Source organism: Ornithinibacillus caprae (genome assembly GCF_009728145.1).
In the GTDB taxonomy this organism is placed as follows: domain Bacteria; phylum Bacillota; class Bacilli; order Bacillales; family Amphibacillaceae; genus Ornithinibacillus; species Ornithinibacillus caprae.
The window spans coordinates 26,553-38,399 of sequence record NZ_WOCA01000001.1; the positions used below are offsets into that span (position 1 = coordinate 26,553).

Here is an 11,847-nt window from a genome sequence, read left to right on the forward strand (position 1 = left end):
ATTATTGCCGATATATATAGTACGAAAATGAATCCTACACAATTTGGGGAGAGAGAGTATGAGAAAACGAGATTTATTAACTCCTATCGGCATTACACTGGGTTTTATTATGATTATGCTTGCAATCCTTACAAAAGGTGGAACGGAAGGAATAACCTCTTTTTTAGATATTGCTTCGATTTTTGTTGTAATAGGCGGATTAGTGGGCTCTCTATTTATTAACTTTAGAATGGAACAAATAAAGTTAATGAATAGAGTGTTGAAAGAAGCATTTCGGCAAAATGACCAACGTTTACCAAGTTTAATCAATCTTTTTATTAATTTATCGGAACGTGCAAGAAGAGAAGGGATTCTAGCGCTAGAAAATGAGTTAGAAGAAGTAGAGGATCCTTTTATAAAAAAAGGTATTTTACTGGCTGTTGATGGTATAGAACCTGAAGTTATTCATGATATAATGCATGCTGAAATAACTGCAATGGAAGAAAGACACTATCGCGGACGGATGATTATTGAAAAGTGCGGAGAGTATGCTCCAGCATGGGGAATGATCGGAACACTAGTTGGACTAGTTTTAATGTTAAATAGTCTGCAGGATCCAGCTACACTTGGACCAAATATGGCTGTAGCCTTATTAACAACACTTTATGGAACAGTGCTTGCTAATTTAGTATTCCTTCCAATGGCGAGTAAGCTAGAAATAAAAACGGAAGAGGAAGTCTTTATCAAGCAAATTATAATTGAAGGTGTAATTGGTGTACAATCAGGTCAAAATCCACGAATTTTAGAAGAAAAGCTTAGTGCATTTCTCTCTAACGATTCAAATGTGAAGGAAGAGACTGATACAACTGTCGATTTCGTGGAGGAAAGAATCAATGAAGCGTAGAGAAGTAAAAAGAAGTAAGAAAATGGGTGCACCTAAATGGATGGTAACCTATTCGGATATGGTAACGCTTATTCTTGTCTTTTTCATTTTATTATTCTCGATGTCACAAATTGATTTGGTAAAATTCGAAGCTGTTTCTGAATCTTTTCGGAACCAGAAGATTTTTGATTTTTACCCGTCACCAGTACCAATGGAAAATCCGACCGAACAAACGAGTCATGAAGAAAGCGGAAAAAATTCCAATGAGTTTGATACACCATCATTAGTTGAAGATGAAGATTCTGATGCTGATCAGGACCGTGATGATGAGGAAGAAGGCGCACAAGATTCCTTACAAGAGTTGATGGGGGATATAGAAAATTATTTAGATCAAAATGATTTAAATGATGTGATCTCTGCTAGCCGAACAGAAAAAGGTGTTGTTCTTGTTTTACAAGACAGTATCTTATTTGACTTTGGTGAAGCGGAAATTATCGATACAGCAGTTCCTTTTTTAAATAAAGTTGGAGCGTTATTATCAAGTATTCCTAACCATATAAGGGTTGAAGGGCATACAGATACCGTACCAGTGTCTAGCTATCGTTATCCGTCCAACTGGGAATTATCTGGTGCAAGAGCAAGTAGTGTGGTACGTTATTTGGTTGATGAAAATGAGTTAGACCAAACACGGTTTTCCATTACTGGATTTGGTGAGACTAGACCAGTTGTTCCAAATAATAGCGATGAAAATAGAAGTAAAAACAGAAGAGTTGAAATTGTTATTTTGGAATCCAAAGCAGAATGAAGGAGTTGATCAATTGATCAACTCCTTTTACGTAGAGGACCTCGTATACTTAAGTAAATTCATAAGAACCTTTTCATTCTTATCAGTAATTTCACTCTTTCTAGGGATGTTAGGTATGATAGATTCATCGTCATGCCAATAACTTGGTAGTGTTACCTTCGTTTCTGGTTGCCACTTGTTAATCCAATCTACTGGTATATCTCCTTTTACTGGGGAACCTGTTTTCATTACATTCCAAACTTGACCCCAAGCACGAGGAACTACTCTCCATATATCATAACCTCCACCACCAAGCGCTATCCATCTACCATTACAATATTGATGGGCTAATTCATGAGCTAATTGAGGAATTCGCTCGTAAATTTTCATGGTTGCACATAAATGGGTTAATGGATCTAAAACATGTGCATCCGCTCCATTTTGAGTAACGATAACATCTGGCTTGAAAGAGGCTACAATCTCTTTGAAAGCGAATTCAAATATGTGTAAGAACGATTCATCTTGCGTAAATGCGTCAATAGGTAGATTAAAAGAATATCCATGACCTTCTTTAATACCACGTTCATTTACATTGCCAGTTCCAGGGAATAAATAACGACCTGTTTCATGGATAGAAAATGTACAAACATTAGGGTCGTCGTAAAATGCCCATTGAACTCCGTCTCCATGGTGAGCATCTGTATCAACATATAGAACCTTTAGATCATATTGTTTGCGAATATACTTGATCGCAACTGCGCCATCATTATATATGCAAAATCCAGAAGCTTTGCGCTTAAACCCATGGTGAAGGCCACCACCCAGATGAAGAGAATGCTCGGTTTTATCTTCTAAAACAGATTCAACTGCTGTTAATGTACCACCAACTAGGTAAGATGCCGCATCATGCATACCTGGGAAAATAGGCGTATCTTCTGTACCTAATCCAAATTCTAAACCTTTTTCAATTGGTAATGTTCCATTACTAGCGTTTTTTACTGCATCTATATAGGCATGATCATGAAATAAAGCTAATTCTTGTTCCGTAGCTTTACGTGGAGTTATCATTTCATCTTGATGTAACTGTTCTGTACTTTCTAGTAATTCTTTTGTTAATAGAACCCTTTTCTGGTTGAAGGGGTGATCCGAATGAAAGTGATAGTCTAATAGTGCATCTGAATATACAAAACTAGATTTACAGGTCATATTTTAGGCTCCGGTATATTATTTGGCCACATTAATTCATATCCTGCAGCTCGTAAGTCCTGAACGATAGGATTTGGGTTCATGGTTTGAATGCGGAATACTAATATTTTGTAATTCGGATCATTTTGGTAAGGGTAAACTAAAACGGATATGATATTGGTATTACGTTCTCCAAAAATCGAAGTAACCTTAGGTATCATACCAGGAACGTGAGGTACTTTTACTTCGATTTGCGATCCTTGTACATGCGTTCCTGTTAATTGAATTAACGTGTACAGCATATCTTTTTCTGTCACGATACCAACTAGTTTATGGTTTTGAACAACTGGAACAGAAGCAAATTCTTCATCATAAAAAATACGGGCAATCTCTTCTACAAAATCGAGTGGATGAACCGTGACTACTGGATGACTCATAATCGTTTGTATTTCGTTATCTAAAACGTGTTGATCAGAATCTTTATCCAATATGGATGGGCTTGCATCTCGAACATCGCGATCAGAGACAATACCAACTACGTAATTATCATCATCAACAATCGGGATATGGCGTATTCTATGTTTCTGCAAAAGATGTAATGCTTCTCGAATAGAAGCAGTTGGTGATAAAGTAACAACATCTGTATTCATTATTTCTTCTACTAACATTTACAAACCCTCCCTCATTTTTCGAAAACGATGTCTTTGTAAGAATCGCAACGTGTCAAACTGTTTAATCGATTCTTCATCGACATGTTTACCGATACGTACCATTAAACAATTAGCTGGATGGGAAATTATTTCTGGATCGTCTGTAGGGGCAGGTAATAATCCACCACTAGCCATCATTTTTTCCATAACTTTTCGGTAATCCCAAATACTTAGTTGGGTACCATCTAGGTCCCAATGCCAATAGTATTCCGTTGAGATTACGATATAGTTTTCCATGTACTCATCCATCATGGATACTTTTAATAATCCAGAGGCAACTCCTGCGCCTCGAAAGGAGGGAATCACCTCAATTGCGCCTAGTTCAATTAGGTTATCCATATTGAATTCGGACCATCGCTCCAAAGGGTCAGGGTGCAAATAGGTTACATACCCAATAATGGTATCCTCAGATCTTGCCACGATAATTCGTCCTTCTGGTAAGTCAGCAATCCCTAATAATGCTTCAAATTGTTTCGATGCTGGACGAAAAGCGATAAGCTGATCATGGAAACTGTATTGTTTTAATTCGTTTGAAGAAAGAGGTCCTTCAATAATAACAGGACCACTTTCTGTGTGTTGCGTTATTGCATTATAAGTTTTTTCATGTTTCATTATTTCACCACCAGCTAATATCCTTATACCTCTCTTACTCTGTATTATACAGGATAATCATCTAAATTTTTAGTGTTTTTCTAGATCGTCAAATTATATATGAGAAAACTTGGCAATTGCCAAGCCTTTATGTCGGATGCCATAGTTGGACTTATGCGGAATAGGAAAGATTTAAACATTCCTATCTGTTAATAAAAAAAGAAGAGGCGATTGCCTCTTCTTTTTAAGAATTATTATCTCCGGTTTCGTCTTGATCTTCAGAATCAGGTGGTTCTTCTGTTCCTTCATCTTGTTCGCTGTTGTCATTGTTTCCTTTATTATCTTTATTATCTTTGTTATCTTTATTCTTCCCATTATTACCTGAACTTTTATCTTCCTCATTATCTTTTTTATCTTCTTCTTTTGGTTCAGAAAAATCACCGATAACAATTTCTTTAGATGCAGAGGATTCCATTCCAAAGTAATCAACTGCTTTTACGTGATAAACAGCCTTGTTACTAGGGATAGAAAATTCAGTTTCAACTGTGCTTCCAACCAATTCAAATTTTGCATCTGGATTTGCTGCACGATATATTCGGTAACCGACAACATCTTTACTACTAGATGCTTTCCAAGATAATGTTTTTCCAGAATTATTTAATGATGTTGGGGCAGATGGTGCTTTTCCATCATCTTGAATTTCGGATCCTAGATCATTACTTGGTAAACTAATTTTCTCCCATGCACTACGGTTCACATTAGGGAATAGCTGTGTTATGTCACCTAGTTTGTCATAACCATTTCGTTTTAAGAATTCAGGGTTAAATGTCAGACCATCTCCATCAACAAATTCCTTTGGAGTATTTGGCCCTGCAATAACTGCCTTTCCATTAACCATGACATAAGCTCCACGCATTAAGCTGTCATCTACCTCAGTAGGTACAAATTTAGCATTAAAGAGGTCAGTGGTTACTAGCCCAGCTTCCGAACAAAGATCAGATGGAAGCATTCCAGAAATTGCACAAATGCTTCGAGATACAATACCATCTGGACGTTCAAAGCTATTGCTTGGTGCCATTAACTCAGGGTTGATTTCTGTAGCTGTATTGACTAACTCTGCCCAAAGCTTCATATTTCTGTGACTATAATACATATCACAGTCTAGACACTGCTGTTGCGGTATATTGTAACCTAGCCACGTACTAAATGTAACATTTGGATTTGACCCTACAAAATGAATATCCCAACGATCTTGGGAAGTACCTGTCTTTCCATACCAGTCAACTCCAGGGTGGCTTAATTGTGACTTCACATAACTACCAGTACCGTTTGAAATTACATCACGTAACATATCAAGCGTTAAATAACTTGTTTGTGGTGAAAAGACTTCAACTGGCTCTGGTTCGTGTTCATAAATTACTTCACCATCACTTGTAGTTATTTTTTCTATCATATAAGCATCGACAAATTTTCCACCATTGGCAAATGTTGCGTATGCATTTGTGTTTTCTTCAATAGTAATACCTCGTGTGGTTCCACCTATCGAAAGGGATGGATTAGCGTATTCATTTTCGTCTAAAGAAGTAATGCCCATTTTTTCTAGGTATTCTTCTACAGGATTATCATTCATTATTTCTATATATCCTTTAATGGCCGGGATGTTATAGGAATTTGCTAAGTTCGTACGAGTAGATAGAATACCATGAAAACTTCTATCAAAGTTAGATGGTTTAATATTAGTACCTGGATATGTCATTTCCACGTCAGCTATAGGCGTTCCGGGTTGAAGTACTCCTTTTTCCATTGCTGGAGCATACACTAGCAATGGTTTCATTGTACTACCATTTGATCTTAATGCCTGTGTAGCATAGTTATATTGGTCTTCATCATTGAAATCACGACCACCTACAAAGCTAATAATTCTACCTGTATTATTCTCAATTAACGAACCAGATACTTGTACTTGCTGCGTTATTTCTTTAACTTCTCCAGTTATAGGGTCTTTGACAGGTCCAGTCCAATCTGGCCCATAATGCTTATAGTTTTTGACGATTTCTTGAAATGCATCATAGATTTTTTTATCAATTGTTGAATGGATATGGTATCCGTTTTGACGAAGATCTCTCTCTGCTAACATTTCAAATTGCTGATTTAATTCATCATCTTCTTCTAGATCTTCTAATGAGTAGCCGTCTTCTTCAGCTAGTTTTTCTTTAATAATGTCAGTTGCTCTTCGAACTAACTCATCCTGTACATGTGGATAGTTTTCATCTCTTGTTTTATAATCTGTAACAAAATCTTCCGTAATATCATATTCCAAAGCCTCTTGGTATTCTTCTTCGGTGATATATTCCATTTCGTACATTCTGTGTAGTACGACTTTCATCCGAGTTAAACCAGGTTGAATTCCTTCTTCATCTTTTAGTCCACCACCACTTGCAAAAGGGGTGTATTGAGAAGGACTTTGGGGTAGACCCGCTAAATAAGCTGCTTGAGCAATGTTAACTTCATCAGCATTTAGCCCAAAAATCCCTTGTGCAGCAGTTTGAATTCCTGCGATATTTCTTCCAGAGGCATCTCTTCCGTAAGGGACGATATTTAAGTAAGCCTCTAAGATCTCATCTTTTTCAAAGAAACGCTCTAATCGAAGTGCAAGTAAAATTTCTTTTGCTTTTCTTTCAAATGAAACTTCATTCGTTAGAATTTGATTCTTGATTAACTGCTGTGTTAGTGTACTACCACCAGATTTCATATCTGAGTTAGTAAACTCTTGTAATAATGCACGTACAATTGCTTTTGGAACAATACCATTATGCGTTTCGAAATATTCATCTTCTGTAGCAATTACTGCATCTTTTAAGGTCACAGATATTTCATCTAATGTGGTTTCTTCCCTGTGTATATCAGAACGAATGTCTCCTAGATATACATTATTAGCAAAGTACAAACGGGAAGTTTCTTCATAATTATAGATATCTTTTTCCATGCTTTCATAAGCACGAATTGGCTCATCTTTAACTAGGGAAGCAAAGTAACCTGCTCCTACACCTACACCAAAAAACATGCCGATAAACCCTATAATTAAGAAGAACAAAACAATGTTCCATACTACATCATATGTTATCCTTGAAGTACGTTGGACTTTTCCAGTTTTCCAATACTCACTGACCTTCTTACTATACTTCTGGAGTAAATTTTTAAAATTCACAATAATACCTCCTAAAAATTCCATTATTAATTATAGCATAAGGGCTTTGCTGCGGGTATAGATAAACACTAAATTCTTGCAATTTAATTTTATATATGGTATGTATATAGAATAATTGAACATACATGCGACGAAGGAATTAAGTAGTGTTGCAAATCCCTGTTACAAGAGAGCTAGCGGTTGGTGGGAGCTAGTACATATTTGCAGACGAAATACGCTCTGGAGCATCTTTCTATTGAGTTAAAAACTCTATAGAAGGACGGTGAAGTCATCGTTAACAACCCCAAAGTGGCAATTATATTGCAACAAGGGTGGTACCGCGTGTTAAACTCGTCCCTTATTATATTGAGGAACGAGTTTTTTTAATGGATTTAAAAAAAGAGGAGTGTGGGATTAATGGATATTTTACAGGATTTAGAACAACGTGGGTTAATTCAACAAACGACAGATCGAGTAGGATTAGAAAAGCATCTAGCAGAAAATCAAGTAACGCTATATTGTGGATTTGATCCAACCGCTGACAGTTTACACATTGGACACCTACTACCGATTACAATGTTGAAACGATTTCAACTTGCAGGTCATCGACCGATTGCATTAGTTGGTGGGGGAACAGGAATGATAGGGGACCCAAGTGGTCGCTCATCGGAACGTTCGTTAAATACTACTGAAGTTGTAGAAGGGTACAGTGAAAAATTAAAACTACAAATTTCAAGTCTTTTAGATATAAACTCGGAATCAACATCAGTAGTTGTTCGTAACAACCATGAATGGTTAGGTAGCATGACAGTAATCGATTTCTTACGAGATGCTGGTAAGCACTTTGGTGTAAATTACATGCTAGCTAAGGAATCTGTTTCTGCTCGTATTGAACAGGGGATTTCTTTTACTGAATTCAGTTATATGATCTTGCAATCTCTGGATTTCCAGAAGCTTTACGAACAAGAAAATTGTACCATGCAAATTGGTGGTAGCGACCAATGGGGAAATATTACGGCAGGTATGGAATTGATTCGTCGTTCGAGAGAAAATGAAGATGAAGAAATAAAGGTATTTGGTTTAACCGTACCTTTAATTACAAAAGCAGATGGTACGAAGTTTGGAAAAACAGCAGGTGGGGCAGTATGGCTTGACCCTGAAAAAACAACACCATATGAATTCTATCAATTTTGGATTAATACAGATGACCGTGATGTAATGAAATTCTTACGTTACTTTACATTCATGTCTGAAGAAGAATTAGATACATTACAGCAAGAAGTGGATGAACGTCCAGAAAATAGAGTGGCTCAAAAACGATTAGCAGAAGAAATGACAATTATGGTGCATAGTAAAGAAGCATTGGAGCAAGCTCAAAAAATATCTGACTCATTGTTTAGTGGAGATCTGAAACAATTATCTGCTAGCGATATTGAACAAGGATTTAAAGATGTACCAACGCACGAGGCGGATAAAGAAGATCTTGGACTAGTGGATCTTTTAGTAAATGCAAACATCTCTTCTTCTAAACGACAAGCTAGAGAAGATATTAAAAATGGTGCAATCTATATTAATGGAGAAAGACAAAAAGACTTGCAGTATGTTGTGACAAGTGATGATCGTATTGAAGATAGATTTACCATTATCCGCCGTGGTAAGAAGAAGTATTTCTTAATCCAATATTAAAACTAAAGGTTCCAGTCACTTGCTAGTAAATTCGACAAGTGACAGGAACCAGCCGTATTTTGCTGTATTTTGTCGAATGAGCGATTAGAATTTTGCTAAAGCAGATGAATGCTAGTATACGTACATATATGCACGTATAACCTATTTGAGGAGCATTTTTACGTATGTTACGCTTTTATAGTTGACAAATTGTAATCTACAATCTATTCCGTGAAATACAAAAAGTCACGATTTTGTTTTTATAGAAATCGTGACTTTTTTTGGGGAATAATAAGTAGAAATAATTACATCAGGAGTGACTATAAAATGGAATTACAAGCAAATCCCCAGCTATTATGGTTTATTGGGATCTATGCCGTACTTATGGTTGGTATAGGGATTTATATGTCAAAAAAAGTTTCAAATAGTAAGGATTTTATCTTAGCGGGTAAAAGTTTAGGACCACTTGTTTTAATGGGTACATTGCTTGCTACCTGGACAGGTAGTGGAAGTATTTCAGGTGGTGAAACATCGGTAGCATACAGTTTTGGAATTATTCCTTCCCTTATGTTAATGGTTCCAACATTAGTTGGTATTCTTGTTCTATATGTTATCGCACCTAAAATTAGAGCATTTGGAAAGTATACTATTTCAGGTATTCTTGAAGCTAAATATGGTACTTCAGCCCGTAATTTAGCAAGTGTCATTGTAATTTTAGCTTATGTAGGTATTGTTTCTTATCAAATGACAGGTCTTGGATTTATTCTAAACCTAACAACTGGAATGAGTGTTGAACTTGGTACAGTTATTGCAGCTGTCTTAATTGTTTTTCTAGCCATGATTGGTGGACTTCGTTCTGTTTCTCAAACAGATGCAATCAGTGGATTTTTAATGGTTGGTGGCTTATTAATTACAGTACCGATCATTATTTCAGTAGCAGGGGGTTGGGACTCCATCGTTGCAAATGTTCCAGAATCACATATGACTGCAACTGGTGGATTAACAACCATTCAACTACTGGGCTATTTACTGCCTTCTTTATTCTTGTTATTAAGTGATCAAAACATGTATCAACGATTAGCTGCGTCAAAAGGAGACAAGTCATCCAAACGAGCGGCGCTTAGTTGGTTACTTGTTATGCTACTTATTTCGCCGGCAATTTCTATTATCGCATTTGCTTCTCGATCCATCTTTCCAGATATTGATCCTGGGATGGCACTAATGGCAACTACACTAGCACTTCCTTTAGGAGTCGGTGGAATATTACTTGCAGCTGCTGCAGCATTTATTATTACAACGGGAAATTCCTATTTACTTTCCGCAGCAACAAATATGACGTATGATATATATGGAAAGTATATTAATAAAGATGCATCGGATAAAAAACAATTAGTTATGACGAAAGTATTCATCGTCGTGCTTGGTGCATTTTCGTATCTATTAATTAGTTATTTCCCAACGGTATTAGAAGTGCAAATGTATTCTTACACCGTTTATGGTGCGGGGATTACACCGGCAATTTTAGCGGTATTCTTCTGGAAACGTGTAACGGCAATTGGTGGTATTTCATCTATGGTTGCTGGAGTTATCACAACATTGCTCTGGGAGCTAGTGCTGAACAATCCATTTGAGCTAAACAGTTCCGTTATTTCTGTTCCAGTTGCAATTATTGTTCTTATTGTAGTATCACTCGCAACCCAAAAGAAAAATTAAGGAGAGTGTAGGCATGAAAGAACGTTTAGAAAGATTAACGAATTGGCTGAACAGCGAAAATATTGAGGCTGCATTTTTAAATTCAACGGAAAACGTATATTATCTATCAAACTTCTATACGGATCCACATGAACGTTTAATGGGTATTTTTATATTCCAACAGGCTCAACCATTTTTTGTTCTTCCTGCGATGGAGGTAAACCAATTAAAAGCTGCAGGTTGGGAATACGAAATAGTTGGATATTCTGATCATGAAAATCCGTGGGATATGATTCGTGCTTCGATTGAAGAAAGACAACTTGAAAATGCTGAAAACGTAGCTCTCGAAAAAGAAATCCTTTCTTATGGACGTAGTGAGGCATTTTTAAACTTCTTCCCAGATGCAAACGTAATTTCTGTGGAGGATAAATTAAATGAAATGCGTGTTGTAAAGGATGAAAATGAGATTGAAGTCATCAAACGTGCTACGGAAATGGCAGACTTCGGTGTACAGGTTGGTGTCGATGCACTCACAGAAGGTATTACCGAAATGGAGGTACTAGCAAAAATAGAGTTTGAGCTGAAGAAAAAAGGAATTCGAGAGATGTCGTTTTCAACGATGGTATTATTCGGAGAGAAAGCTGGTGATCCACATGGAAATCCAGGAGACCGAAAATTGAAAGCTGGAGATCTTGTGCTTTTTGATTTAGGTGTTGTTCTTGATGGATATTGCTCAGATATCACACGAACTGTTGCATTTAAATCTGTAACTGAAAAGCAAAAAGAAATCTATCATACCGTTCTTAAAGCTCAGATGGCTGCCTTAGAAGCAAGTAAGCCTGGTACAAGGATCGGTGATTTAGATACGATTGCTCGCGATATTATAACAGAAGCGGGATATGGTGAATACTTTCCTCACCGAATTGGACACGGAATGGGAATTAATGTACATGAATTCCCATCCATGAGTCATCTCAATGACGGGATTCTTAAAGAGGGGAATGTTTATACCATTGAACCAGGAATTTATCTTCCTGGTATTGGAGGAGTTCGAATTGAAGATGATGTGCTCATTACCAAAGATGGGTATGAAACGCTAACTAAATTTCCAAAAGAACTTCAGGTTATAGAATAATATAGGTGAAAAAGCCAACCGAATTTTGGTTGGCTT

At 36.7% G+C, this 11,847-nt stretch carries 9 protein-coding genes and 1 other annotated feature; of the genes, 5 read left to right on the top strand and 4 right to left on the bottom strand.

Translation table 11 applies throughout. The features are described 5' to 3' along the window. Nucleotides 1-58 precede the first annotated feature (58 nt). Nucleotides 59-883: a flagellar motor protein MotP gene (gene motP / locus GMD78_RS00145; RefSeq protein WP_155665962.1), complete on the top strand. Its 825-nt coding sequence runs from the start codon at nucleotides 59-61 to the stop codon at nucleotides 881-883. Then, nucleotides 873-1,667, top strand: coding sequence for a flagellar motor protein MotS (motS, locus tag GMD78_RS00150; protein WP_155665964.1), 795 nt, complete (start codon nucleotides 873-875; stop codon nucleotides 1,665-1,667). The genes motP and motS overlap by 11 nt, the downstream gene beginning before the upstream one ends. 27 nt (nucleotides 1,668-1,694) lie before the next feature. Here motS and GMD78_RS00155 read toward each other — a convergent pair whose 3' ends face one another. The 4 genes from GMD78_RS00155 to GMD78_RS00170 form a co-directional block, all read right to left on the bottom strand. After that, on the bottom strand, nucleotides 1,695-2,852 hold the full coding sequence (locus GMD78_RS00155) for an acetoin utilization protein AcuC (RefSeq protein WP_155665966.1): 1,158 nt from the start codon (nucleotides 2,850-2,852) through the stop codon (nucleotides 1,695-1,697). Further along, nucleotides 2,849-3,499 carry an acetoin utilization AcuB family protein gene (locus tag GMD78_RS00160; protein WP_155665968.1) on the bottom strand — a complete coding sequence of 217 codons (651 nt, stop codon included), beginning with the start codon at nucleotides 3,497-3,499 and terminating at the stop codon, nucleotides 2,849-2,851. Before GMD78_RS00160 ends, GMD78_RS00155 begins: the two co-directional genes overlap by 4 nt. Further along, the gene (locus GMD78_RS00165) at nucleotides 3,500-4,153 is read right to left on the bottom strand and encodes a GNAT family N-acetyltransferase (protein ID WP_155665970.1); all 654 of its coding nucleotides are present in this window, start codon (nucleotides 4,151-4,153) and stop codon (nucleotides 3,500-3,502) included. A gap of 223 nt (nucleotides 4,154-4,376) precedes the next feature. Further along, complete coding sequence (locus GMD78_RS00170) at nucleotides 4,377-7,340, bottom strand: transglycosylase domain-containing protein (protein WP_343042034.1); 2,964 nt, start codon at nucleotides 7,338-7,340, stop codon at nucleotides 4,377-4,379. Between the two features lie 121 nt (nucleotides 7,341-7,461). Continuing rightward, nucleotides 7,462-7,681 (top strand) — a binding site (T-box leader). Nucleotides 7,682-7,736: 55 nt separating this feature from the next. Here GMD78_RS00170 and tyrS point away from each other — a divergent pair. From tyrS to GMD78_RS00185, 3 genes are all read left to right on the top strand, one after another. After that, a complete protein-coding gene (tyrS, locus tag GMD78_RS00175) occupies nucleotides 7,737-9,005 on the top strand; it encodes a tyrosine--tRNA ligase (RefSeq protein WP_155665975.1) in 1,269 nt (422 codons plus the stop codon). Nucleotides 9,006-9,311: 306 nt separating this feature from the next. Further along, the gene (locus tag GMD78_RS00180) at nucleotides 9,312-10,697 is read left to right on the top strand and encodes a sodium:solute symporter family protein (RefSeq protein WP_155665977.1); all 1,386 of its coding nucleotides are present in this window, start codon (nucleotides 9,312-9,314) and stop codon (nucleotides 10,695-10,697) included. 13 nt (nucleotides 10,698-10,710) lie between these two features. Continuing rightward, complete coding sequence (locus GMD78_RS00185; protein WP_155665979.1) at nucleotides 10,711-11,811, top strand: M24 family metallopeptidase; 1,101 nt, start codon at nucleotides 10,711-10,713, stop codon at nucleotides 11,809-11,811. Nucleotides 11,812-11,847 lie beyond the last annotated feature (36 nt).